22 protein-coding genes and 1 tRNA gene are annotated in these 25134 nt (G+C 70.4%); 8 read left to right on the top strand and 15 right to left on the bottom strand.

All coding sequences use genetic code 11. From position 1 onward, the window contains the following. Positions 1-383: 383 nt before the first annotated feature. A complete protein-coding gene (locus tag BKH33_RS09695; protein ID WP_076142716.1) occupies positions 384-1046 on the bottom strand; it encodes a hypothetical protein in 663 nt (220 codons plus the stop codon). 209 nt (positions 1047-1255) lie between these two features. Between BKH33_RS09695 and BKH33_RS09690 the strand changes: the two genes are divergently transcribed. Next, positions 1256-1329: transfer RNA gene (locus BKH33_RS09690), tRNA-Lys, on the top strand. Positions 1330-1532: 203 nt separating this feature from the next. On the opposite strand, the gene BKH33_RS09685 is transcribed toward BKH33_RS09690, so the two are convergent. The 5 genes from BKH33_RS09685 to BKH33_RS09670 all read right to left on the bottom strand — a co-directional run bounded on the left by BKH33_RS09685 (position 1533) and on the right by BKH33_RS09670 (position 6405). Further along, positions 1533-2390: a hypothetical protein gene (locus BKH33_RS09685; protein ID WP_003781153.1), complete on the bottom strand. Its 858-nt coding sequence runs from the start codon at positions 2388-2390 to the stop codon at positions 1533-1535. A 184-nt stretch (positions 2391-2574) separates the two neighbouring features. Further along, complete coding sequence (locus BKH33_RS14155; RefSeq protein ID WP_232621482.1) at positions 2575-3414, bottom strand: helicase-related protein; 840 nt, start codon at positions 3412-3414, stop codon at positions 2575-2577. 6 nt (positions 3415-3420) lie between these two features. Next, complete coding sequence (locus BKH33_RS14150) at positions 3421-4101, bottom strand: DEAD/DEAH box helicase (RefSeq protein WP_003781166.1); 681 nt, start codon at positions 4099-4101, stop codon at positions 3421-3423. A gap of 229 nt (positions 4102-4330) precedes the next feature. Then, positions 4331-5743 (bottom strand): GntP family permease, encoded by a 1413-nt coding sequence (locus BKH33_RS09675; RefSeq protein ID WP_003781168.1) that lies wholly within the window; start codon positions 5741-5743, stop codon positions 4331-4333. A gap of 137 nt (positions 5744-5880) precedes the next feature. Continuing rightward, positions 5881-6405 carry a gluconokinase gene (locus BKH33_RS09670; protein WP_003781155.1) on the bottom strand — a complete coding sequence of 175 codons (525 nt, stop codon included), beginning with the start codon at positions 6403-6405 and terminating at the stop codon, positions 5881-5883. A 126-nt stretch (positions 6406-6531) separates the two neighbouring features. Between BKH33_RS09670 and BKH33_RS09665 the strand changes: the two genes are divergently transcribed. After that, positions 6532-7245 carry a FadR/GntR family transcriptional regulator gene (locus BKH33_RS09665; protein ID WP_003781156.1) on the top strand — a complete coding sequence of 238 codons (714 nt, stop codon included), beginning with the start codon at positions 6532-6534 and terminating at the stop codon, positions 7243-7245. Between the two features lie 209 nt (positions 7246-7454). Here the strand turns inward: BKH33_RS09665 and BKH33_RS09660 are convergent, their stop codons facing one another. Then, complete coding sequence (locus tag BKH33_RS09660; RefSeq protein WP_003781149.1) at positions 7455-8264, bottom strand: isoprenyl transferase; 810 nt, start codon at positions 8262-8264, stop codon at positions 7455-7457. A 368-nt stretch (positions 8265-8632) separates the two neighbouring features. Here BKH33_RS09660 and trhA point away from each other — a divergent pair, with 368 nt between their 5' ends. The 4 genes from trhA to BKH33_RS09640 all read left to right on the top strand — a co-directional run bounded on the left by trhA (position 8633) and on the right by BKH33_RS09640 (position 11915). Beyond that, complete coding sequence (gene trhA / locus BKH33_RS09655; RefSeq protein ID WP_003781158.1) at positions 8633-9349, top strand: PAQR family membrane homeostasis protein TrhA; 717 nt, start codon at positions 8633-8635, stop codon at positions 9347-9349. A gap of 324 nt (positions 9350-9673) precedes the next feature. Further along, positions 9674-10159, top strand: coding sequence for a GreA/GreB family elongation factor (locus BKH33_RS09650; protein ID WP_003781147.1), 486 nt, complete (start codon positions 9674-9676; stop codon positions 10157-10159). A 155-nt stretch (positions 10160-10314) separates the two neighbouring features. Beyond that, on the top strand, positions 10315-11031 hold the full coding sequence (msrA, locus tag BKH33_RS09645) for a peptide-methionine (S)-S-oxide reductase MsrA (protein WP_003781160.1): 717 nt from the start codon (positions 10315-10317) through the stop codon (positions 11029-11031). A gap of 152 nt (positions 11032-11183) precedes the next feature. Continuing rightward, positions 11184-11915, top strand: a complete 732-nt coding sequence (locus BKH33_RS09640) for a hypothetical protein (protein ID WP_003781151.1) — start codon at positions 11184-11186, stop codon at positions 11913-11915. Positions 11916-12025: 110 nt separating this feature from the next. On the opposite strand, the gene BKH33_RS09635 is transcribed toward BKH33_RS09640, so the two are convergent. The 3 genes from BKH33_RS09635 to ilvA all read right to left on the bottom strand — a co-directional run bounded on the left by BKH33_RS09635 (position 12026) and on the right by ilvA (position 16454). Then, positions 12026-13969, bottom strand: a complete 1944-nt coding sequence (locus BKH33_RS09635; protein WP_076142715.1) for an ABC-ATPase domain-containing protein — start codon at positions 13967-13969, stop codon at positions 12026-12028. Positions 13970-14114: 145 nt separating this feature from the next. After that, positions 14115-14669, bottom strand: coding sequence for an NADPH-dependent FMN reductase (locus BKH33_RS09630; protein ID WP_003781321.1), 555 nt, complete (start codon positions 14667-14669; stop codon positions 14115-14117). A gap of 219 nt (positions 14670-14888) precedes the next feature. Next, positions 14889-16454: a threonine ammonia-lyase, biosynthetic gene (gene ilvA / locus BKH33_RS09625; protein WP_076067545.1), complete on the bottom strand. Its 1566-nt coding sequence runs from the start codon at positions 16452-16454 to the stop codon at positions 14889-14891. A 204-nt stretch (positions 16455-16658) separates the two neighbouring features. Here ilvA and BKH33_RS09620 point away from each other — a divergent pair, with 204 nt between their 5' ends. Then, positions 16659-16847 (top strand): hypothetical protein, encoded by a 189-nt coding sequence (locus tag BKH33_RS09620; RefSeq protein WP_003781319.1) that lies wholly within the window; start codon positions 16659-16661, stop codon positions 16845-16847. A gap of 440 nt (positions 16848-17287) precedes the next feature. Continuing rightward, on the top strand, positions 17288-17821 hold the full coding sequence (locus BKH33_RS09615; protein ID WP_003781325.1) for a DUF4242 domain-containing protein: 534 nt from the start codon (positions 17288-17290) through the stop codon (positions 17819-17821). Positions 17822-17939: 118 nt separating this feature from the next. Here the strand turns inward: BKH33_RS09615 and BKH33_RS09610 are convergent, their stop codons facing one another. The 5 genes from BKH33_RS09610 to ilvD form a co-directional block, all read right to left on the bottom strand. Beyond that, positions 17940-19685: an ABC transporter permease subunit gene (locus tag BKH33_RS09610; RefSeq protein ID WP_232621483.1), complete on the bottom strand. Its 1746-nt coding sequence runs from the start codon at positions 19683-19685 to the stop codon at positions 17940-17942. Continuing rightward, on the bottom strand, positions 19682-21238 hold the full coding sequence (locus BKH33_RS09605; protein WP_003781182.1) for an ABC transporter substrate-binding protein: 1557 nt from the start codon (positions 21236-21238) through the stop codon (positions 19682-19684). The genes BKH33_RS09610 and BKH33_RS09605 overlap by 4 nt, the downstream gene beginning before the upstream one ends. Before the next feature lie 48 nt (positions 21239-21286). Next, entirely contained in the window at positions 21287-22162 is an 876-nt protein-coding gene (locus BKH33_RS09600) for an ATP-binding cassette domain-containing protein (RefSeq protein ID WP_076142713.1), read from the bottom strand. Further along, positions 22159-23010 (bottom strand): ATP-binding cassette domain-containing protein, encoded by an 852-nt coding sequence (locus BKH33_RS09595; protein WP_076142712.1) that lies wholly within the window; start codon positions 23008-23010, stop codon positions 22159-22161. The genes BKH33_RS09600 and BKH33_RS09595 overlap by 4 nt, the downstream gene beginning before the upstream one ends. An 81-nt stretch (positions 23011-23091) precedes the next feature. Beyond that, entirely contained in the window at positions 23092-24978 is a 1887-nt protein-coding gene (gene ilvD / locus BKH33_RS09590) for a dihydroxy-acid dehydratase (protein WP_003780354.1), read from the bottom strand. Positions 24979-25134 lie beyond the last annotated feature (156 nt).

Raw genomic sequence — 25134 nt, 5'->3', positions numbered from 1 at the left:
CCACTCCCGCCCGCTCTTGAGGACTCACGGTCGATAGGCGACCCCGCTCGCGCTCCCCCACGTCTCCTCCGGCGCACCTACCTGTTCCTCACGGCGATCCAGTCCTCGTGCAGCGGCTGTTCGGCAACCGCATCCGAGCGTCAGCACGGCCTTCCTGCCCACAGCGACAACGATGCGCGTGGGTACTGCACCGACGCAGCGCTCATGATCTCGCCGATGGTGCCGTTGGTGTCCTAATCGGTGACAAAGGAGCCTGCACACTCTTCACGCCTTCAGCAGAACCGCGGAATCATGCGGTTTTGATCCACCTACGGGCGCTTGCTCCGGGCCTTTGTCACCGATTTGGACATCCCGCGCTCGGATAGCCCCTGCGCAAGGCCCTCTCAGTCGAGGAGGCCTGCGGCGGCGCGGCGGGCGGCGTCGGTGAGCTCGTCGGCAGTGACCAGGAGGGCGGAGTCGCGGCGGGTGACGCGGTCGGCGAGCTCGTCGGCGTCGTCCTCGATCCACACGGGGTTGGAGCCGGCCGCCAGAGCGCGCAGGAAGCCGGCGGTGGCGCTGAGCAGCGGGGCGATCGCGGTGACTGAGCCCTCGACGCCACCGGCCAGGACGGCATCGAGGCGCTCGCGCAGGTCGGCAGGGGCGAGCACGGCGCGCGCCTCACCAAGGGCGGACTCGAGGCGGGCGGTGGTGGCTTCGTCGGCCTCGGTGAGGTCGACGAGGGTGGCGTAGCGGCGGGCAACGAGCCCGGGATCGCGGCGGATCCACTCGCGCACGAGGAACAGGCGCCACAGGGTGCCGGGCAGGGTGGTGGCCGGGGAGTCCGCCCACAGCTCGGCGATGTCGTCGACGCCGTTGGTGGCGACCGCGGTGACGATGCCGGAGCGGGTGATGGGGTCGTCGCCGTCCTCGGTACCGGGAAAGCCGCCGATGAGGGCCTGAGCGGCCCGGTGGGCGAGCTCGGAGGCGACGGCGGTGTCGGCGCTGCCCTCGATCTGCTCGGCGGCCTCGGGGTCGAGCCGGGCGGGACGGTGGAACTGGCGGGCCATGGGGACTCCTCACGCGGTGTGGGCGCGCCGGCGACGACGCGCAGGCTTATTGTCTCGCGAGAGGACAAGCCCTCCCTCACCGGTTCACTTCCGGCCGACGGCGGAAAGGCCGGCGGCCAGCCGCGCGGCGGGTTCGACACAGTGGTCGGTTGTCCGGTTATGCTGACACCTGCCGACGGCGTCTGGACTCTGCTTCCGGCCGTTGGTGCGCCCCCTTAGCTCAGTTGGTCAGAGCTGCGGACTTTTAATCCGAAGGTCGTGGGTTCGAGCCCCACAGGGGGTACCGCACCGGCCTCGGCCCCACCAGGGACCGGGGCCCTACTCGTTCCTGGGACGTAAGCCGAGATAGGCACTGAGGGAGTCACGGACAACGGTAGTGGGGCCAGGCCGCGCGGCCACAACGACATATCCGGGTCTCACGGCTGAGTCTTACGTTTCGCGTACTGCTCCAAAGACTCACTATCCAACCTCCGAGGCAGCCTTTTCTTACTTTCCGCTTGCAGCAGCATCAAGCACGCGCCCGACGTAGCGGCCGAATTTCTCGGTGATGCTGCCATGGTCGTCGTCGGGCCATTCGCTCCAGGTGTGACCGAAGCCCGCCGAGCGGTAGTAGGCCAGGCTGTTGCGGGCGTGCCCGATGCCGTCGAATCCATCGAGGCTGTTGCTGGAGACGTCACGGGTTCCGGTCACCCAGTTCAGCGAGAGCCGTTCCTTGGCGTCTCCGGAGAAGGCCGCCGCCCTCTCCTCGGGCGCGTCACCGCCCCCGAAGTTGATGAAGCCCCCGCCCGGCATGCGCTCGGCATAGGCGGGGAAGAACCGCTGACTGATGAACTCAGAGCCGCCGGAGTAGCCCACGAGCCACAGCTGATCCATGTTGGCCCCGCACTCGGCGGCCACGTAGTCGAGCGTCTCCTCCAGGTAGCGGATCTTCCCGTCCTGGTCCTCCAACCACCACATTCCATCGTCTCCGGGAGAACGCACCGAGACGACGTCGAACCCTCGAGCGCCCGCGGCCTCGACGACGCCCCCAACACCTGCCAGGCCGCCGGGAGACCTCTCATCCTGACTCTGACCGCCCTGACTGTGGAAGAACTGCCCATCGCCGTCGAGGTAGACAACCAGCCCCACAGGCGCACCGTCCGCTGCGTAGAAGATGCAGTCGGAGGTCTCGTCGTCGGAGTCGGTGTAGGAGAAGGCCGCGGGAGCAGGCAGGTCCCCCGACGCCGGGTCCAGGTTGGGCTCATCGCCCAGCCCACGCGAGCGCAGGTACGGGGGCGGGGTCGGGTGCGCAGACGCCTGCCTCGGACCGCGAGCAGCACACCCGCCCAGGAAGAGACCTGCCATCGCCCCGGTCAGGGCCCTCCGCGAAAAATGCGCCGCCACGACCTCCACCCGCCTTCCCGATCGTCGTCAGCCACTCGACCGTAGCACTGGTGCTCCAGTTCCGCTCGGCCCGGGCCTGGGTCGGGCTACCAGCGTCCGACGACGCTCACCGACGCGGATGGGGACTCAGTGCGGGAGCGAGGCGTCAGGCAGGACTTCCCTGGCCTCCCTTGGCTCCGCGACCCCGGGCTCCGCGCCCACCACGAGCTCCGCCGCTGCGGCCTCCCCGACCGGAGGGCTGCCCGGAGCCCCGTTGGCCGCTTCCGCCGCGCCGCTTCGCACCGCGCCCACCGTGCCCTCCACGCGCCCCGCCGCTACGGCCGGCTCGTCCGGCTCGGCCCCGTCCCGCCTCACCGTGACCGTGTCCCGGCCGTCCGGTGGAGGCCCGCCCGCTGGGGCTGCCGCCCTTGACGGCCACGCCCTCGGGCATGTCCTCCAGCGCGATCGCGTCGGTGACCTGTCCCACGAGGGCGGTCACGGCGCCGTCGTCGGGTCGGATGCGCTCGATATCCGCGCGGATCCTCGCCTTCTTGAGCAGGACCTGGACATCGTGCTTCTGCTCGGGCAGGACGAGGGTGACGACGCTCCCGGCGGCCCCGGCGCGGGCGGTGCGGCCCGAGCGGTGCAGGTAGGCCTTGTGCTCGGCGGGCGGGTCGACGTGGACCACGAGCTCGACGCCGGAGACGTCGATCCCCCGGGCGGCGATGTCGGTGGCGACCATGACGTGGACCTGCCCGGTGGAGAAGGCCCGCATGGCGCGCTCGCGCGCGTTCTGGCTCATGTTGCCCTGCAGCTCGGCGGCGGGGATCCCGGTCTGGACGAGCTTGCGAGCCAAGCGCCGGGCGAGGTGCTTGGTGCGGGTGAACAGGATGCGCTGCCCCTCCCCGGAGGCCAGGCGCCGCACGACGCCGTCCTTGGCGGTCTTGTCCGCGACCATCCATACGCGGTGGGTCATGGCGTCCACGGGCGAGGTCGAGGGGTCCACGGAGTGCTACAGCGGGTTGTGGAGGAACTCCTTGACCAGCGCGTCCACGCCGTTGTCGAGGGTGGCGGAGAACAGCATGCGCTGGCCGCGCTGCGGGGTGGCGCGCAGGATGCGACGGACATTGGGCAGGAAGCCGAGGTCGGCCATGTGGTCGGCCTCGTCCAGGACGGTGATCTCGACCTCGTCGAGGCTGACGAGCCCCTGCCCCATGAGGTCCAGGAGCCGGCCGGGGCAGGCGACGACGACGTCGACCCCATCCTTGAGGGCCTTCTCCTGCGGCTTGGCGGAGACCCCGCCGAAGATGGTGGTCACGTCCATGTCGACGACGCGGGCCAGGGGCTCGATGACCTCGGCGATCTGGAGGGCGAGCTCGCGGGTGGGGGCCAGGACCAGGCCGATGGGGTGGCCGGGGCGGGCCTTGTCCTGCTGAGCCAGGCGCTGGACCAGCGGGAGGCTGAAGGCCAGGGTCTTGCCCGAGCCGGTGCGGCCGCGTCCGAGCACGTCGCGCCCGGCGAGGGTGTCGGGCAGGGTGGCGGCCTGGATGGGGAAGGGCGCGGTGAAACCGCGGGCGTCGAGGTCGGCGGCGAGGTCAGAGTCCACGCCGAGGGAGGCGAAGGTGGCCTCCCCGGCGGCCGGGGTCTTCCCAGAGGCGAAACGATGGGAGGCGGAGGTGCGGTGTGCGGCCACGAGGGTCCTGTCGATTGGGACCGCGAGCACGCCGGCGCGAGTCGCTGGCGGCGTGCGCGTCGGTGCGTGAGGTGCCGGCGGACACGGTTCGACGGCGCGGCGCGTAGATGTGTCGACGCGCGCCGGGACCGGGGCACCAGCCAGGCCGGGCGGCGCCCGGACCAGGGAGCCATCCTGCCCGAGGATCCGCCACGTCCCAAGGACCCCGCTCACATACCTCGACGGCCGGTCAGAGGACTCCCAGGGCGAGCGCCAGGAGGCTGATCGTCGCCATCGCGACCACGGACAGGACCGTCTCCATCAGCGACCAGGTCTTGAAGGTTTGCCCCACAGTCATCCCGAAGTACTCCTTGACCAGCCAGAAGCCGGCATCGTTGACGTGAGAGAGGAAGACGGAGCCGGCACCGATCGCAAGGACGAGAAGAGCGACCTCGGTCTGCGGCATGTGACTGGCCAACGGCGCCATGATGCCGGCCGCGGTGATGGTGGCTACGGTCGCCGATCCGGTGGCCAGGCGCACGGCGACGGCAACGAGCCACCCGGCCAGGAGAGCGGGTACGGCCGCCTGCTGGATCCACGTGGCGATGATGCTGGCGATCCCTGAGTCGACAAGGGTCTGCTTGAACCCTCCTCCTGCCCCGACGATGAGCAGGATCCCGGCGATGGGTCCGAGCGAGGCCCCGACCCGTCCGCTGACGTTGTCGGCGCTCAGCCCCAGGCGGGTTCCGAAGAGGTACATGGAGGCCAGGACCGTGATTAGCAGGGCGACGATCGGCTTGCCCACGAACAGGGCCGCGTGGACTGCCGGGTTGTCACTGTCCTCGGGGACGAGGGTCTCGACGACGGTGCGCAGAAGCATGAGTCCCACGGGCAGCAGGACCACCATGATCGAGGTCGCGAAGGAGGGTCGTGGCCCCTCGTACTCGTCGTCCGAGGCCCCCAGTGGCTCGGGCGCCTCAATCGGCACCCACCTGGCCATGAAGCGGGCCGCGATGGGCCCGGAGATGATGACCGTGGGTACGGCGACCAGCAGCCCCAGTCCGAGGGTGAGCCCCAGGTCGGCCTTGACGGCGTTGATGGCAATGAGCGGTCCGGGGTGCGGTGGCACGAGACCGTGGAGCGCGGACAGACCAGCCAGGGCGGGCACGCCCAGCGCGATGAGCGGCTGGTGGGCCCGCCGGGCGACGATCATGACCACGGGGATGAGCAGGACGATGCCGACCTCGAAGAACAGCGGGATGCCGACGACGAAGGCGATGAGCGCCATCGCCCAGGGAAGGCGGGGGCCGGGCGTGCGGGCCAGGACGGTGTCGACAATCTGGTCGGCGCCACCGGAGTCGATGAGGAGACGGCCGATGATCGCCCCGAAGGCGATGAGGGTGCCCACGTCACCGATCGTGGATCCCATTCCCTTGGTGAATGCGGTGAAGGTATCGGCCAGCGGGATGCCTGCGACAACGGCCAGGACCGCCGAGCCCAGCGTCAGGGCAAGGAAGGGGTGCATCTTGCGCCAGACGATGAGCACGATGATCGTGGCGATGCCGAGCAGGGCGGCCGCGATGAGCTGCATGTGATTGTCCGTGTGGCTCACGGTGTCGGCTGCCGGCAGCACGACCGGTTGGGCCGGAAGAGTGAACGTCATTGTTGTCTCCGTTGTCGTCGGAAGGTGGAGTGGGGACGGGGTGTGCGCATGCCGGGTTCGGCGGGCCGGGATGGCTGTGCGCCGCGAGCCTCGGTCGGTTGGCGTGGACGCCGGCGATCGTCAGTGAGGAGCGATGCTCAAACGGCGGCCGAGGCCTGCTCGAGTGCGGTGAGGATCGCCTCGAAGGTCTCCTCCGGCGTCGCCCGCGAGACCACGGTGACGCCGTCCTCGTCGTCGGACAGAGGCTCGAGGGCGGCGAACTGGGAGGGCAGCAGGCTCGGGGGCATGAAGTGTCCCTCACGGTGAGCCATGCGCTCCTGGAGCTCATCGGCCTGGGCGAGCAGATGGATGAAGAAGACCCGCCCCTGCGCGCTGGAGAGCAGGTCGCGGTAGGAACGCTTGAGCGCGGAACAGGTGACGATCGTCTTGACGCCGTCGACGGCGCGCTCGCTCATCCAGTCGCGCATGGACTCCAGCCAGGGCCAGCGGTCCTCGTCGGTCAGGGCGATGCCGCGGCTCATCTTGTCGATGTTGACCTCGGGGTGGAAGTCATCGGCCTCGGCGACGGGCCAGCCCAGTGCGTGGTGAAGGTTGAGCGCGGCCGTGGTCTTGCCGCAGCCGGAGACTCCCATGAGGACGAGGTGCTCAACGGATCGACTCATATCTGCTCCTTGATGACGCCGTTGTCGTGAACTGATACGACAAATCTACCTCAAACGTAGTACTTTTAAAAGGGTCGGATAGCATCTCCCACAGACATCTCGCACCACTCCTCCGGAAGCCCGCCTATGCCCTCCACTGACCGCCGTCGCGACGTCCTCGACTCCCTCGGGCGTGCCATCGTGACCGGGGAGATGACGCCGGGCCAGAGCCTGACACTGGAGGCGATCCAGTCCCGTTACGGTGTCTCCCGGACACTGGCGCGCGACTGCGTCCACACCTTGGAGTCCGTCGGCATCGTCGCCTCGCGACGTCGGGTGGGCATTGTGGTTCTACCGCGCGAGCACTGGTCGGCCCTGGCGCCCGAGCTCGTGCGCTGGCAGCTCGAGGCCGATCCGCACGGTCCCAAGCTCGGCGCCCTGACCGAGCTGCGCGCCGCCATCGAGCCGGTCGCCGCCGCGGCGGCGGCCCGCCGAGCCACCGAGGACCAGCGCTCCGGGCTACTGACGCTGGCGACCGCGATTCGAGCCAAGGGCACCACCGGGAACGTCGCCTCCTACCTCGACGACGACATCGCCTTCCACAGCCTCATCCTGGAGGCCAGCCACAACGACACTTTCAAGGCGCTAACCGACGTTGTCGCGGAGGTGCTCTCCGGGCGGGCCAGGCTCACCGGCCAGGTACAGGTGCCTCAGCCTGAGGCGCTCGAGCTCCATGAGCGAGTCGCCGGCGCGATCGCAGCCGGAGACGCCGCAGCGGCGGAATCCTCCATGCGAGACCTCGTCGCCGAGGTGCGCAGCGCCCTGCTCGAACGCGGCCTGCGCGGCTTCCTCGAGGTCTGATCCCCGCCAGCGCACACCCGCATCGGCCCATGTGTCACTCCGGGCGACTATTCACCGCGCAGGCACTCTCCGCGGCCAGCATCGAAACGCTGTGACCAGCGGTTTTACGGCGCAGCCCAGGGACGACGGCCGCAGGATCGACGGAAAAGTCGCCATTCGTGACACCTGAGGCCCCAACCCCACCCCCAACGGCCACAACATGAGGCGGGCTACCTTCCCAGACGGCGCTCCCGGCTGGCGAAGTCGCGCAGCGCCCGCAGGAAGTCCACGCGCCGGAAGGCCGGCCAGTTGACCTCGCAGAAGTAGTACTCGGAGTGCACCGACTGCCACAGGAGGAACCCGGAGAGCCGTTGCTCGCCCGAGGTACGGATGACCAGGTCGGGGTCGGGCTGGCCCTTGGTGTAGAGGTGGTCGGTGATGTCCTCCTCGCTGAGCGAGGCGGCGACCTCCTCCAGGCTCGCCCCGGCGGCGGCCCGCTCGCGCAGGAGCTCGCGCACGGCGTCGGCGATCTCCTGACGGCCCCCGTAGCCGACGGCGATGTTGACCTGCATGGGCCGGTCCTCCGGACCGACGGCCTCGCCCTTCTTCCCCTCAGCCTTGGCTTCCGGCGGTTGGGACCGGGCGACGGCGGCACGCAGGCGCTCGGCCAGCGGCTCGGGCAGGAGGTCGACAGCGCCCACGAGCCGTAGCCTCCAGCGACCGGTCTCGGCGAGCTCGTCGACGGCGTGGGCGATGATGTCGAGCAGGGGCGAGAGCTCGGCCGGATCGCGTGAGAGGTTGTCGGTGCTCAGCAGCCACAGGGTGACGACCTGGACCCCCATCTGCTCCGCCCAGCCGAGGAACTCCTCGATCTTGTCCGCGCCGCGCTTGTGCCCCTGGGCGGCACCGAAGCCCATGGACCTGGCCCAGCGCCGGTTGCCGTCGAGAATGACGCCCACGTGGTGGGGCACCGTGGCCGGATCGATGCGCGCAGCCAGCCGACGCTCGTAGATGTCATAGAGGAAGTTGTCGCCTGCCATGCCGTGTTCCTCAGGGTTCCTCGGTGGTGGTGATAAGGGCGGGGACCCGACGGCGCGGGGCCACCTCCAACGGTATCGCGCGTCATCCGTCCGGCGCTGAGCGAGACGATTAACAGCCCGGTCAAACCCGACCATCAGGTTCACTCAGGGTTGCCGGGGGACAACGGGAGCACGTCAGTCCTTTCGGCCGCATCCACCCATACGGCGCTCGCCGAGCGACCGACCGGAGAGAACGACCGTGCCACTCGAATCACATCGTCCTCCAGATGGATACCACCACAACCTACGCTCACGTAACCTACGGACTCGTAAGGTTAGAGACACCGCCCCTTTCGCGGCCCGCGCCACCCAGAAGGACGCCCACGCCCATGTCATCGACATCGCCATCGACGCCGCCGGCTGCGCCCCCGAAGCGCTCCGCGTCCACGAGCGCCAAGGGCGTCATCGCCGCCGTCAAGCCGAGGTTACGCGGATGGATCCACGCCGGCACCGCGCCGCTGGCCCTGGCGGCCTGCATCGTGCTGACGGTACTGGCACCGGGGGCGGGCCTGAAGTGGGCCTGCGCCATCTACCTAACCTGCTCGCTGCTGCTGTTCGCCAACTCCGGCATCTACCACATCGGCACCGGGCACTGGTCCACGAAGGTGGCGGCCACGCTGCGGCGGATCGACCACGCGAACATCTACCTGCTCATCGCCGGCACCTACACGCCCCTGTCGGCGGCGCTGCTGCCCACACGCACGGCCGCCCTGGTCCTGGGCATCGTGTGGGCGGGCGCCGCGATCGGCACGGCCACGAACCTGCTGTGGATGCACGCTCCGCGCTGGTTCACCACCGCCCTCTACATCATCCTGGGCTGGGTGGCAGTCTGGTTCCTGCCGCAGTTCTGGAGAACCGGCGGCCCGGCGATCGTGTGGCTGCTGGTGGCCGGCGGCGTGACCTACACGCTGGGCGCAGTGGTCTACGCCCGCAAGACGCCCGACCCCTCGCCGCGCTGGTTCGGCTTCCACGAGATCTTCCACGTGTGCACCGTGGCCGCGTGGGCCTGCCAGTGCGTGGCCTGCTTCCTGGCGGTCCTGCGGTAGACGGTTCGGGAGGCCGGCCGGAAGGCGACTGGGCACTGCTCGACGACCGCCACGCCGTCGAGCGGGCCATGTGTCCTACCGACTTCCTGACAACAGCGTCTGACACTGACCGGGCAGGTCAGCGTGGATTCACACCCCTCGGGCCACCGTCACAAACCCTCAACATTTCAAGACCTTTCGTCAAGTGCCCAGTGTCTCTTCAGACTACGGCGTAGACTCGCGCTTCAAACCCGGTTGGCCCTACGAGGAGCCGCCGGGTGTCGTCGTCGCAAGGAGGCCCTACCGGCCGCCGCGCGACCAGTACCAGTCATCCAAGGAGGACCCATGTCCGAGCAGTCACAGGGCACCTGGCTCACGCAGGAGGCCTACGACCGCCTGTCCGCCGAGCTCGAGCACCGCAAGACGACCGAGCGCAAGGAGATCGCCCAGCGCGTGGAGGCGGCCCGGCAGGAGGGTGACCTGAGGGAGAATGCCGGTTATCACGCGGCCCGCGAGGAGGCGGGGCTCAACGAGGCGCGCATCATCCAGCTCGAGGAGACCCTGGAGAACGCCCAGATCGGTGAGGCAGCCGATGACGGCTCGGTCTCGGCCGGCACGATCGTCACCGCGAAGGTAGCGGGCAAGGAGCAGGTCTTCGCCCTCGGCGGCCAGGAGATCACCGCGGACGTGCCCGACGGCGTCAAGGTCTTCTCCCCCGACGCCCCGCTGGGCCAGGCCCTCATGGGGCACCGCGCGGGCGACACCGTCTCCTACGAGGCCCCCACCGGCCGGGAGATCAAGGCCGAGATCGTCAAGGTCGAGCGGGTCTGATTCTCTTTCCGCCGAGCCGGGCATTTCTCTCGGCTCCCCTCAGAATCTCGGTGGGGCGCCGAGAGAAATGCCCGGCTCGATGTCTCGCCCCTCCTCTTCCTCGCGGTCAGTGAAGCGCGGGCGGGAATAGAGGCGGGGCGCAGTACCGTGTCCTCATGTTCAACGCCCTTCGTCACTCGCTCAGCGGATCGGCGCCGGCCGGCCGCGAGACGCCGGTCCTGCCCACCCCCGGAGACCACCCGGTGCTGGGGACGCCCCTGGACGGACCGTGGCCCGAAGGCAGTCGGGTCATCTACCTGGCGGGCGGCTGCTTCTGGGGCGTGGAGCGGATCCTGTGGCGCCAGGACGGCGTCGTCTCGACGTCGGTCGGCTATATGGGCGGCGAGACGCCCAACCCCACGTACCAGGAGGTGTGCACCGGAACCACCGGTCACGCCGAGACGGTGCGCGTCGTCTACGACCCGGCTGTCTGCGGCGAGAGCGGGGAGACCCTGCTCAAGACCTTCTGGGAGAACCACGACTCCACGCACCTGAACCGCCACGGCAACGACATCGGCACCCAGTACCGCTCGGCGGTGTGGACGACGACGCCCGCCCAGCGCGAGACGGCCGTGCGGGTCCGCGAGGCCTTCCAGGGTGAGCTGACCCGCCTGGGCCTGGGCACCTGCGTGACCACCATCGAGGACGCAGCGGACGCGCCGGCTCAGTTCGGCGGGCCCTACTACCTGGCTGAGGACTACCACCAGGCCTACCTGCACAAGAACCCGAACGGCTACTGCAACCACGGCCCCAACGGGGTGACCTGCCCGGTCGGCCTCACGGACCTGCCCGCCCAGACCGACGTCCTGGCCCCCGAAGACGCGCCGGCCTGAGGAGAGCACCCCAGCCTTTGAAGCGTAAATCACCAGGGTTCTCACACGTTGCCTTGAGACGCTGTCCCCTGGCCGCCAGCCAGCACTCCCAGCCTTGAGCGCCCGCGACCGCTTGACCTGTTTCCCTGCGCACCACAGGAGGCTCAACCCTGATGAGCAGCCAGCAGACCAGCACCCCGTCCCCGGACCAGACGCCGGAGGGGACGCAGTCGGAGACCCACTGGGCCGAGGACACGGACTTCCAGTGGCGCGCCGCGACCGAGCTGCTCATCGCCCTGGGGGTCCCACGCTCCACCGCCCGCCTCACCAGCGACCTGCGCACCTCCATCGCCCACCTGGAGGAGGTCGACGCCCACCTGCCCCGAGACGGCAAGCCCCTGCCGGAGGCGGACCGTCTCACCCGCAACAACGCCGTCGACGACGTCGCCCGCGCCATCCTGCCGCTGGCGCACGCCACGCTGGAACGGATCCGGGCCGAGGAGCTGCGCACCGAGGTTGTCGGCGTCGACTACGACGCCCTGTGCGACGCTGTCGAGCAGCTCGAGGCCACCTACCGCGCCGGCTGGTGGCGCGCGGCCGAGAGGGAAGGAGCCGACTTCTTCCTGCGCGAGGTTGAGGCCCTCGAGCGCCTCAACGTTCCGCCAGTCCGGGCCAACTGGCGCGACGCCGGCAGGATCGTCAGCGTCCTGCGCAAGATGCCCGACTCGACGCTGCGGCGCATGGCCCGCACAAGCAACCCCATGGCGCTGCGAGTCATGGTGCTGTTCGGCCTCCAGGCCGGCTACCGCGACGGGCTGTTCGACAAGACCATCTCGATCCCCCGCCTCATCCACACCCGCACCAGCGAGTACCGCAGCGCGTACCGGACCAGCTCAGCCGCCTAGCGCGAGCCGCGCAGCCACCACCGGCTCACTCACCAACAAAAACTTCAGAAACGACGCGGCTCCGGGTCATTTCTGAAGTTTTTGTCGAAGTGTGGGTGCGGGGCCAGCGGTCAGTCCTCGCCGGGCCGGCCGGCCAGCTCGAGCTTGCGGTAGCGGCTGACGGCCGCCCCGACGTCGACCATGCGCGGGCGCACGAGGAAGGCGGGCCGCTCGTGCTCGTCGGTCAGGGCGTCCAGGCCCTCGTCGTCGAGCAGGGCCTCGAGATCGTCCAGGCACTCGCGCAGCGGGGAGACCCCGTCGAAGCGCTGCTCCAGCAGGGCGCGCAGGGCGTAGGCGATGGCCTCGGCCTGCCCGGGGTCGGTGACGCCGCCGACGTCGGAGATGTCGATGTCCTCCCGGTCCAGGACGAGGGTGGAGGTGCCCTGGGCACGGGTGCGCACCGGTCCCCGACGGGTGCGCGGCGGGGCCGGCTCGGGGACGCGCCGCCGAGGCTCGGCGAAGTCCTCCAGCTCGGTGACGGGCCGGGGCTGGTCGGCCACGACCCGGCGGGCCTGCTCGGTGACGTCGCGCAGGTGGTAGGCGTCCATGAGCAGGACCCGGTCGGCCACGTCCAGGTAGTCCCCAGAGCCGCCCATGACCATGACCGTGGAGACGCCCCGCCGGCGGAAGAGCGCGGTGATCCGGTCCACCAGGGGCGTGATGGGTTCGCGCTCGGCGGCCACCAGCTCGCGCATGCGCGAGTCGCGGATGAGCAGGTTCGTGGCGGAGGTGTCCTCATCCAGCAGCAGTGCGGTGGAGCCGGCCTCGACGGCCTCGATGATGGAGGCGGCCTGGGATGTGGATCCCGAGGCGTTGCGGGTGGTGAAGGAGGCGGTGTCGCGCCCGGCCGGCAGGTGGGAGATGAAGGGCGTCAGGTCGACGCCGGTCACGGCGCGCCCGTCGGCGGCCCGCACCTTGACGGCGTCGGGGACCGTGGCGACGAGCTCGCGCCCGTCCCCGGGCACGTGCGGGTAGACGCCGCGCTCGATGGCGCTCAGCAGCGTGGACTTGCCGTGGTAGCCGCCTCCGACGATGACGTTGACCCCCGCCTCGACGACGGTGCCGCGCACCGTTCCGGCGTGGGGGAGCTCGACCGTGGCGGCCATGGAGTCGGGGGCCTCCAGGGGGACACCACCATCCAGGGGCTCGTCGCTCACCCCGGAGCGGCGCGGCAGGACGGATCCGTCGGCGAGGAAGGACACCCAGCCGTTGCGGGCCACCGTCGCGGTCAGGGCCCGGTGGTCCTCGAGGATGGCGATGTGGCGCACGAGCCGGTCGCCCCGCTCGCCGGTGAGGTCCATGGCCTCCTCCAGCTCGCGCACGAGGTCGCGCCCCACGATCCGGGAGGCCTCGTGGCCCTGGATGGAGCGGCCCTGGGCGGGCAGGGCCAGGCGGGCGCGGATCTCCAGGACCCAACCGGGCCCCTCCTTCTTCTCATCGGGGCGCACGATGATGCTGGAGCGCTGAAGGATCTCCTGCCCGGGAGAGGCGATCGACAGCGCCGTACCACGGAATCCGGCGTGCAGCTCGCGGGTGAGGAAGTCGCCCACGGCCAGGCGCCGGTCGACGTCGGCCAGCAGGTCGGCCTCGTCGAGCAGCTCCAGACCGTGCAGGTCAGTGGGCACGTCCACGTGGATGCGCGTGGGCGGGGCGTAGGGGTCGGCCTGGACGCGGTCGATGTGCAGGAACCAGCCGGCGGGCGCGCGGTAACGCCCGACGATCGCCTTGTAGGCGGCGTAGGAGCGTCCGTCGAGGGCGTGGAGGTGGCCGACGAGGTCGGCCAGGAGGCCGTCGCGGGGCTCGTCGTCGTAGACGCGGCGCGAGCGGCCGCGCTCGCCATCCCGGTAGCCACGGTCACCACCTCGGTAACCGCGGTCGCCACCACGGCCCCCTCCCCCGCGGCCTCCACCCGAGCCGCCTCGGTAACCGCGGTCGCCGCCACCAGAACCACCCCGGTAGCCGCGTCCGCCCCTGTCGTCCCGGTGGGAACCGCCTCGCTCGCTGCGCTCAGTCATGATGGAAACCCTACCCACCCGCTGATCCGAGACCCGGCAGCCGCAGCACGAACGACGTCGCCGCCGGGGCACCCGCAGGTACCGCCGACGGCGACGTGGTGGACTGGCGTCCTCCGGTTCAGCTGGTCAGCCGAGTTCCGCGCCTTCAGCGCAGGGAGGCCAGGGCGTCGGAGTGGGCGACGACGTCGCGCACCATGGCCGGGACCTCGGGGTCGTGGAAGGAGGCCGGCGAGAAGGCGCCGTCGGCGAAGTCGGTGTTGAGCGACAGGAACACGTTGGAGGCCACGACGGTGGCGCCCATGCCCTGGAGGATCTGCTGGAGGTGGCTGACGGCGCGGATGCCGACGCTGTAGGAGTAGCCGACCACGCCCACGCCCTTGTTGGCCACGGCGCCGGGCTGGAGGAAGTCGATGGCGTTCTTCAGTGCGCCAGGGATGGAGAAGTTGTACTCGGGGGTGACGAAGATCAGCGCGTCGAAGGACTTCAGGGCTGCGTCGAAGGCGGCGCCGGCCGGGTCGCTGGGGACGGCCATGCGCGGGGGGACCTCCTCGGAGAACAGGGGCAGGTTGAAGGAGGCGATGTCGACGATCTCGGCCTCGACGCCTTCGATCTCGTTGGCCTGGTCGACCACCCACTGGGCGATGGAGCCGCCCACACGGTTGGGGCGGACGGAACCGACGACGACGGCAAGACGGGTCATGTTATTTCTCCTGGTCAAAGGGAGGCCGGGCCGGGATCGCGTCAGGTGGAGGCCGCTCTACGCAATCACGGCACGCCCGGCCGCGACAAATGAATCATCAACAATTCTATGGGAACTCCAACAGAGGCAGCGACCCCTTATTGCATGATACCTGCCACAACGGGCCCAGCCGCTCCACCCCCTGCCTTCAGGGTGCCGGGAGGCCCCATTTTTCACGGATCAACGGGCCAGGAAGAAGCGGAAGGCGGGGTCGGTGGTCTCCTCGTTGTAGGAGTAGCCGAGCCGGTCCATGTGCTCGGTCAGCTCGACGTCGTCGGGCCCGGCCGCGAAGGCGCACAGGATGCGGCCGTAGTCGGCACCGTCGGTGCGGTAGTGGAACAGGGTGATGTTCCAGCGGGTACCCAGGACCTCCAGGAAGTGGGCCAGCGCCCCGGGAGACTCGGGGAAGAGGAAGGAGAAGAGGCGCTCGGGCACGCCCGGGGTGGCGCGCCCGCCGATCATGGAGCGCACGTGGACCTTGGCGAGCTCGTCGTCGGTGAGGTCGATGACGTCGTAGCCGGCCTCCTCCAGGTCCGCCACGATCTCGGCACGCTCCTGGCGGCGGGCGATGCGCACGCCCACGAAGATGCGGGCGGGGTCGGTGGCGGCACGGGCCGCGGAGAGCCGGTAGTTGAACTCGGTGACCGAGCGGGCGCCCAGGACCGAGGCGAAACGCAGGAAGGAACCCTGCTCCTCGGGAATGGTGACCCCGAGGATGGCCTCGCGCTGCTCACCGATCTCGCTGCGCTCGGAGATGTAGCGCAACTGGTGGAAGTTGAGGTTGGCACCGGACAGGACGAAGGCGAGGCGCTCGCCGGACAGGTGGTGCTCAGCGGCGTAGCGCTTGAGACCGGCCAGGGCCAGGGCCCCGGAGGGCTCGGAGATGGCGCGCACGTCATCGAAGATGTCGCGTACGGCGGCAGAGGTCTCGTCGGAGGAGACGGTGACGACGTCGTCGAGCAGGGCCCGGCACATGCGGAAGGTCTCCTCGCCGATGCGGCGCACGGCCACCCCTTCGGCGAACAGGCCCACGTGGTGCAGGGTGATGGGCTCGCCACCCAGGAGGGCGGCCTTGAGACAGGCCGACTCCTCGTGCTCGACGCCGATGACCTTGACGGCGGGCATGAGCTGCTTGATGAGGACGGCGACGCCGGCGGCCAGGCCCCCGCCGCCCACGGGCACGAAGACGCGGTCGAGGTGGGCGTCCTGCTGGATGAGCTCCAGGCCGATGGTGCCCTGGCCGGCGATGACGCGGGGGTCGTCGAAGGGGGCGATGTAGGAGTAGCCCTCGGCCTCGGCCAGGCGGGTGGCCTCGGCCTTGGCGGCGTCGAAGTTGTCGCCGTGGAGGCGGACCTCGCCGCCCAGGGCGCGAACGGCGTCGACCTTGATCTGCGGGGTGACGGTGGGCATGACGATGATGGCGCTGATCCCCAGCAGGGCGGCGGAGCGGGCCACGCCCTGGGCGTGGTTGCCGGCCGAGGCGGTGACGACGCCCCGCTCGCGCTCGGCCGCGCTCAGGGAGCGCATCGCGTTGTAGGCGCCGCGGATCTTGAAGGAGTGGACGGCCTGGAGGTCCTCGCGCTTGACCTCGACAGTGTTGCCCAGGCGGGCTGACAGGGCGGGCATCTCCTGGAGCGGCGTGTGCTCGGCCGCCTCGTAGACGGGGGCCTTGAGGATCTCCCGCAGGTAGCGGGCGCTGTCCCAGGCCGGGGTTCCGTTGCTGCTGACGCTGTCGAGCTCATTCACGAGTGACAGCGTAACGGGCAAGGCGCCGCCTGGCTCAAGCCGGCGCTGGCGCACGCACGTGTTGCGCACGAGGCATATGAGCACCAGGACGCTGAATTCCTCTATAAGAGGGAGCCAAAAACGAAGAAGCTGAGGTCCCGCGCTCCAGGCGCGCTGCCGCTCATGAGGCCAGCCAGCGTATTGAAGAGAAGAACGGGGAAGATCATGCGCGCCGCATCAGTCAGCTTCACGGCCACATCCTCGTGGGAGCAGGTCAGGCAGGAGTCGCTGGCCTCGATGGCCGAGGCCGAGCGAGCCGAGTACGACACGGCTGCCATCGAGGCCGAGGCACGCCTTCAGCTTGCTGAACTGGTTGACAACACGCCCCGAAGCGCGCCCCGGACCGAGAACTGATCGGCCGCTGATCGCGACGAAGGGCTCAGAATGTCCAAATCGGTGACAAAGGAGCTCCGATGTCGGTAAATCGCGCGCAGAAACGTTGAAATCATGCGGTTCTTATCTGACGCCTTGGACCTGTTTCGGGTCTTTGTCACCGATTTGGACATTCTCAGGCCGACCTCCTCAAAACCGACGTAACAAAACCGCCAGGCCACCTTGCTCTACCCGCCGGCGCACCCGGAGCGTCAAGGCCCGGCGACGCACAACTGTGCGCAGAGCCGGAGGAGGCTCACACCAGCACTGGCGACCAACACCTCCCATAACTGTCTATATCTAGAAATATTCATGCCTATGGGAGTCCGCAGAGCGAGCACATCATCAGCTCACGGGATCCGGCGGGAATAATTCGGATGGACCGCAAGGTTGGTATGCACACCCTACGGAAAGGAGCCGTCATGTCGCTCCAGCTCTTCGAGCTCGTCCCCGCAACACCGTCACGCGAGGCCGCCGAGGCCCTCATCGCCCGGATCTCTCAGGCCGTTGAGGCCGCCGGCGCCTCCGTCCTGGAGTCGCAGGTCACCGCCAGCCACGAGCGCATCTTCACTGTCGTCGAGCTCGGCTCCGACGACGTCACCGCCCTGACCGAGGCCGTCCGGTCCGCTGCGGCCGACGCCGAGGTCACCGGCCCCGACGAGGTCCGCCTCGTGGGCGCCCAGATCGAGGACGTGCGCGCCCTGGCCCGCAAGGCCGACTACCTCGTGGAGTGGGACATCCCCGAGGAGATCTCGATGGAGACCTACCTGGCCCGCAAGAAGGCCAACTCCCCCAAGTACGCCCAGGTCCCGGAGGTGAGCTTCCTGCGCACCTACGTGCGTGAGGACACGGTCAAGTGCCTGTGCTTCTACGACGCCCCCGACGAGGAGGCCGTGGTGCGCGCCCGCGAGGCCGTCTCCACCCCGATCGACCGCCTCCACGCCCTGGAGGGCTGAGGTCCCGATCGACAGACACGGCGGGTGCCAACCCATGTTTCGGTTGGCGCCCGCCTCTGTTTCTTGTGCACGGTGGCGCCGGCCCCTCGCGCCTCACCACACCCGCTGCTGCAAGGTCTCAGCGCCTGGCGCTGCGGGAGGCGGCCACTGCCGTGACCGACAGGACCACGAGGGCGGCGGCCGGTGTGACCACGGCCCAGGGGGCCCGCTCGATATAAGGCAGGGCATCGGACAGGACCAGTCCCCACTCAGGAGTGGGGCTCTGCGCCCCCAGACCGAGGAAACCGAGCCCGGCCAGGGCCAGGGCCTTGCCAGGGAGCCTCAAGGCCGCATGTCGCGCCAGGGGCCCGATGACGGCGGGCAGGACCCGGGTCAGGGCGATCCGCACACGTCCCTCCCCCAGGACCGGTGCCAGAAGGACGTCGGGTCGCTGACGGCTCTCGGCGACGAGCCCAGCGGCATGGGAGGCCAACGGCGCCCAGCCGACGCCGGCCACGGCGATGGCAGCGCCCGTGGCGCTGGGCCCGGAGACGCCGGCGACGATGAGCCCGGCCAGGATCGGCGGGGCGGCGTTGGCGACCTCGATGAAGCCCGTGGCGGCCCGCGGCGCCAGCCCCACCAGCAGGGCGATGACGAAGCACACCACCGTGACGATGACGGCGCCGCTCACCGTGGACACGGCCCCGTGAGCGACCCGTGCCAGCACGTCGCGCCCGAGCGAGTCGGCGCCCAGCGGGAGGGCGGCGCTGGGCTGCGCGAGCTTGTCCGCGACGACGGCGTAGGGGTCGCGCCGAATCCCGACGGCCACCATGAGGGCCAGCAGGGCGGCACCGCTGACGGCGATGACGCGGGCAGCCCGCCCCGGGTGCTCCACCGGAGGCGGTGCTGTGAGTCCGCCCGCCCCAGCGGCCCGCCCCATGAGGAGGCGTCGGACCGCTCCGGCGATGACGCCGGTGGTCAGCGCCAGGGCGAGCAGCAGCAGGATCTGGGCCTGGAGGGCCGGCACGTCCTGGGCGGAGGCGGCGTCCAGGAGCTCGCGCCCCAGCCCGGGGATGGCGAAGATCTTCTCCACGGCGACCGCGCCGCCGGTCAGGGCGACGACGACGAGCGCCACCTGCCCGGTCAGTGGTGCCAGGGCCCGCCGCAGGACGGCTCCGGCCAGGGGTCGGCCGCGGATGCCGGCGGTGGACCAGGTGGCCACCCACCGTTCGGAGAAGGTGGCGGTGACGGCGTCGGAGACGAGTCCACCGAGGTAGCCGCCGGTGGGCAGGCCCAGGCTGAGGGCCGGCATGATGACCTTCTCGGGGCTGCCCCACCCGAAGGGCGGCAGGATCCTGAGGTAGACGGCCAGGACGAGCATGAGGATCGGGGCGAGGAGGTACTCGGGCAGGGAGATGAGGACCGCGGATGCGGCGCCGCCGCGGGGCCGGGGTCGCCCTCGCAGCCCGTCGCGCAGGGCGGGCAGGACCAGTGCGGCGGCCACGACGACCCCGACGCCGAGCGCGGCGGCCATGAGGCTCAGGGAGACTCCGAAGGCGTCCACGGCATCCGGGCCGACGTCGGCTCCCGAGACCCAGGAGCGGCCCAGGTCGCCGCGGGCCACTCCGGCCAACCAGTGGCCGATGACGTGGAGGGGGCCGCCGTCGATCCCGATGCTCTTGCGGATGGATGCCAGGACCTCCGGTGTGGGCTCCCGGTCGGAGGAGGTGGCGCGCAGGATCGTCAGGGCCGGGTCCTTGCCCGAGAGCCATGGCAGCATGCCCACCAGACCCACGAGGCAGGCCAGGGCGAGCAGGCGCGAGATGCCGGTGACGAGGTCGCCCGTTCGCAGGCGCCCGGCGAGCCGAGTGAGCACGCCGCTCACTTCTTCACGGTCGTGGCCGAGGTGATGAGGGCGCGCTCGCCCGGGTCGCGCTGGGCGCCGGTGACTCCGGCGGCCTCGCCCTGGATGAGGCGCTCGTGGGCCAGCGGGATGGCGGCGCCGGAGGCGAGGATGGCCTGCTCGGCGGCCATGATGGCCTTGTGGCGCTCGTCGCCGGGCTGCGTGGCGGCGGCCTGGGAGATGGCGGCGTCGACCTTCTCGTCGTGCAGGCCGCTCATGGAGTAGGAGCCGGAGGAGGAGAAGTCGGCGGTCATGTAGGCGACGGCGTCGCCGGAGTCCAGGACGGTGGAGCGCGACACGAGGACGGCGTGGAACTTGCCGGCGAGGGCCTCGGACTCGATCTGGTTGTACTCGCGCACGTCCTGGGTGACCTTGAAGCCGGCGGCCTCGAGCTGCTGGGCCAGGAGGGGGACCATCTCTCCGAGCTCGGGGCGGTCGGTGTAGGAGGCCAGGGTGATGGCGGTGCCGGCGGGGACGGTCCCGGCGGCGGTGGCGCCGGGGACCTTGCCGGTGGCGGCCGCACCCGAGGCTCCGGGGTAGGTCTCCTTCTTCCAGGCGCGCAGCTCGGCGGCCCAGGGCACGGCCGGCCCCAGGAGCCCGACGGGGGAGTCGGCGTGGCCCTCGAAGACGGTCTTGATGAGGGCGGCGGGGTCGACGGCATTGCGGGCGGCGGCGCGCAGGGCGGGGTCGGCGAAGGGGCCGGAGCGGGTGTTGAGGTAGAGGGTGGAGGTGCGCGGGGTGGCTACCTCGTGGAGAAGGTTCTTGTCGATGTTGCCGACCTGGGCGACGGGGAGGGCTTCGACGATGTCAGCGGTGTCGGTGCGCAGGGCGTTGGCGCGGGCGGCGCCGTCGGGAACGTAGGTGACGTCGATGCCGGGGGCGGTGGCCTTCGTGCCCCAGTACTTGTCGTTGCGTTCCAGGGTGGCACCGGAGGAGCCGTTGGCCTGCTTGAGGATGAAGGCGCCGGTGCCGTGGCCGACGGGGTCGATGGCGCCGTCGGCGGAACTGGGGTAGGCGGCCGGGGACAGGATGACGAGCTGGGGACTGGACAGGCGCTGCGGCATGAGGGGGTCGGGGGCCTCGGTGGTCAGGAGGAGGTCCTTGCCGTCGGCCTTCGCGGTGAGCTTGACTCCGTCCAGGACGCGCGGCGGCTTGGCGGCGGTGGCGGCGAAGGTGAGGGCGGCGGCCGCGTTCTCGGCGCTCAGGGCGGTGCCGTCGTGGAAGGTGACACCCTCGCGCAGGGTGAGGCGCCAGGTGGTCTCGCCCTCCCGCTTCCAGGCGGTGGCGAGCAGCTCCTGGGCGTCGCCGTCGGCGTTGAGCGTGGTGAGGCTCTCGGCGCAGGACCAGCGAACGAGCTTGGAGCCGTCGTTGGTGAGCGGGTTGAGCTTGCTCTCGGGGGCGTGGAACATGGCCAGTCGGATGCGGCCGTCACCGGTGGAGCTGCGCGAGCAGGAGGCGATGGCGGCGGCGCCTGCTCCGACGCCGAGGGCGGCGAGGACCTGGCGGCGGGTGACGGCGGGGGCGGGCAATGACATGGATGCTCCTTCGGGCCTGTGTCGGGGTGTCATCGGTCGGGGCGGTCGTCAGCCGGTTGTTGCGGTCGGCAGGGTGGGAACGGCGTCGCGCAGGGTGCGGGTGGCCGGGTGGCTGGGTCGGGTGAGGATGTGGTGCATGGGGGCGTCCTCGACAATGGCGCCGTCGTCCATGACCAGTGCGCGCCTACAGACACGGGCGACGGCGGCCAGGTCGTGCGACACCACCAGTAGGGCCGGGGCGGGCCGGGCGCAGTAGTCAGCCGGGGCGGGCCGGGCTCCGGCCTCGGCGGCGGGCTCCTCCTCGTCGCTCGCGGCGGCGTCGGGCTCGGCCTCGATGGCCGCAAGCAGGTCGAGGGTCTGGCGGCGCAGGGCCGGGTCGAGCCCGGAGACCGGCTCATCGAGCAGCAGGTAGCGCGGCGACAGGGCCAGGGCCCGGGCGATGGAGACCCGCTGGGCCTGGCCCCCGGAGATCTCGTGCGGCCGCGATCCCCAGATGTCGGCCGGTACGTCCAGGCTCTCCAGCACCTGCCGAGCCCGTGCATCGGCGTCATCGCGATGACGCACCACGCCCAGGGTGCGCAGCGGGGTGGTCACCTGTGCCAGTACCGGGCGGCGCGGGTCGAGCGTGGCGGCGGCGTCCTGGGGCACGTACTGCACCGCCCGGCGAAAGGCTCGTAGGCTCCGGGCACCACCCCTGCGCACGGCCTCACCGTCCAGCAGCACCTCGCCCCGGTCCTGCGGGCCCGGGGAGTCGAGCAGCAGCAGAGCCCGCAGCAGCGTCGTCTTCCCGCACCCCGAGCGCCCGATCAGCGCCACGTTCTCCCCCGGCGCCAGGCTGAGGTCCACGCCACGCAACGCCACGTGATGCTCACCGTCGAGCCCCGGGTGGGAGCGCGTCAGACCACGTGCCTCAAGCCCGCTCATGCGGCGGCTCCGGCAGCGGCCAGGGCCCCGTCGATGGTCTCCTCGGCGGCGGCCTCGCACATGGCGGCCGTGACCGGATGCTCGGGGTGAGCCAGGACCTGGGCTGCGGGGCCGCGCTCTATGACGGCGCCGCCGTGAAGGACGACGACGTTCTCGCAGATCGCGGCGGCGGGCAGGTCGTGAGTGATGAGAAGCAGGGCCGGGGCCTCGGGCAGGCTGGTCAGGGAGGTCAGGAGCCTGAGGATCTCGGCTCGGGCGACGACGTCGAGGGCGGTGGTGGGCTCGTCGGCGATCATGAGGGCGGGCTCGGCGGCCAGGGCCAGGGCCAGGCTGATGCGTTGGCGCTGGCCTCCGGAGAGACGACTGGGCACGCGGTCGGCGAGAGACTCGTCGAGTCCGACGGCGTAGAGATAGTCGGTGGCGCACTGATCGGCCTCGCCCAGGGTGCGTCCGGCGGCCTGGGAGGCCAGGAAGATCTGGCGACCGACCGCGATGAGCGGGTGCAGGGCGGTCGAGTGGTCCTGGGGCACCAGCGCGATGCGGCAGCCGCGGGGACGCCGCGCAGCTGGCAGCCCCAGAAGGTTGGTGCGCTCGGTCCTGCCTCCTTGATCGCAGTCCGCGCGCGAGCCGTTACCAGAACCACCGCCGTCGGGATCAACGGTTAAGGAGCCGGAGACCTCCAGTCCGGCGGGGAGGGTGCCCGCGAGCGCGGCACAGGTCAGGGACTTGCCCGCACCGGAGGCGCCGACCAGGGCGGTCCGGCTCCCGGGTGCAAGACGCAGGTCGACGCCGTCGACCAGCGCAGTGCTGCCGGAGCGCACCACCAACGATCTGAGAACGATTGTCACACGCAAACTTTAGATACGAGTGACAACGATTTTCAAATACGCAATTGGTCAGTCCGGGTCGTCACCCCCGGCCCGCCCGGGCTACTTCATCCCGAGGCGCTTGAGGTCGCGTACAGCGCCCAGGTCGGCGCTGGTGGCGAGCATCGCGTAGGCGCGCAGTGCTGCGGAGACCTTGCGGGGCCGGTCCACGTGCGGGGTCCAGGCGTCCTCTCCGCGGGCCTCCTCCTCGGCCCGGCGGCGCTCGATCTCCTCATCGCTCAGGCGCACGGAGATGGAGCGGCGCGGGATGTCGATGTCGATGACGTCGCCGCTGCGCACCAGGCCGATGAGTCCGCCGGCCGCCGCCTCCGGGGAGACGTGACCGATGCTCAGGCCGGAGGTGCCCCCGGAGAAGCGCCCGTCGGTGAGTAGGGCGCACTCCTTACCCAGGTGCATGGACTTGATGTACGTCGTCGGGTAGAGCATCTCCTGCATACCGGGGCCACCGCGCGGTCCCTCGTGGCTGATGATGACGACGTCACCGGAGGTCACCTGCTTGCCGAGGATCCCGGCGACGGCGTCCTCCTGGGACTCGAAGACGACGGCGGGCCCGGAGAAGGTCAGGATCGACTCGTCCACGCCGGCGGTCTTGACGATGCAGCCCTTCTCGGCGATGTTGCCGAAGAGGACGGCCAGGCCGCCGTCGGCGGAGTAGGCGTGCGCGATGTCGCGGATGCAGCCGGCGGCGCGGTCGGTGTCGAGGGACTCCCAGCGGGAGGCCTGGGAGAACATCTCGGTGGTGCGCACGCCGGCGGGGGCGGCGAGGTAGCCGGTGCGGATCTCCTCGCTGACCTGGGAGCCGGGGACGCCGTCGGGGCCGGGGCGGGCGATGTCGTAGGCGGCGAGCTCGTCACCCAGGGTGGAGCGCAGGACGTTGGTGGTGGAGGTCTCCAGCAGGCCTCCGCGGTCGAGCTCGCCGAGGATGCCGATAATGCCGCCGGCGCGGTGGACGTCCTCGATGTGGTAGAGGTTCGTCGACGGCGCGACCTTGGCCAGGTGGGGGACCTTGCGCGAGAGGCGGTCGATGTCGGCCATGGTGAAGTCGACCTCGGCCTCCTGGGCGGCGGCCAGCAGGTGCAGGACGGTATTGGTGGAGCCGCCCATGGCGATGTCCAGGCTCATGGCGTTCTCGAAGGCGGCCTTGGTGGCGATGGAGCGCGGCAGGACGGAGTCGTCGTCGTGCTCGTAGTAGGCCCGGGTGATCTCGACGATCTGGTGGCCCACCCGTTTGAAGAGCTCGCCGCGGTCGGCGTGGGTGGCCAGCAGGGTGCCATTCATGGGCAGGGCCAGGCCGAGGGCCTCGGTGAGGCAGTTCATGGAGTTGGCGGTGAACATGCCCGAGCAGGAGCCGCAGGTGGGGCAGGCCAGGCGCTCGATGGCGCTGATGGTCTCGTCGGCGACCGTGGGGTCAGCGGCGTCCATCATGGCGTCGATGAGGTCGAGCTTGCGGGTGGTGCCGTCGGCGGCGATCATCTTGCCCGACTCCATGGGGCCGCCGGAGATGAAGATGGCCGGGATGTTGAGCCGCATGGCGGCCATGAGCATGCCCGGGGTGATCTTGTCGCAGTTGGAGATGCACACGAGGGCGTCGGCGCAGTGGGCGCTGACCATGTACTCCACGGAGTCGGCGATGAGATCGCGGCTGGGCAGGGAGTAGAGCATGCCGTCATGGCCCATGGCGATGCCGTCGTCGACGGCGATCGTGTTGAACTCCTTGGCCAGGCCGCCGGCGGCCTCGATCTCGGTGGCCACGAGGCGCCCGACGTCGCGCAGGCCCACGTGCCCGGGGACGAACTGGGTGAAGGAGTTCGCGATGGCGATGATAGGTTTACCGAAGTCCGAGTCCTTGACGCCTGTGGCCCGCCACAGAGCCCGGGCGCCCGCCATGTTGCGGCCGTGGGTGGAGGTGGCGCTGCGGTACTGCGGCATGAGCGGTTCCTTCTCAGGCAAGCGGACTGGAACGGCGTCGCAAGGAGCCGGCCGCAGGGGAATGGCCAGCGCTTCACGACGCCGTGTTGCCATAGCGTAGCCCTCGTTGGCCCCTGGTGCCGCACCGCTTCCTCTCCCTGAGACGTGACACCCGCG

This window comes from Actinomyces naeslundii (assembly GCF_001956585.1).
Taxonomy (GTDB): Bacteria; Actinomycetota; Actinomycetes; order Actinomycetales; family Actinomycetaceae; genus Actinomyces; species Actinomyces naeslundii.
The sequence above is the reverse complement of the archived record's forward strand: the minus strand, read 5'-3'. Positions and strand labels throughout refer to the sequence as shown.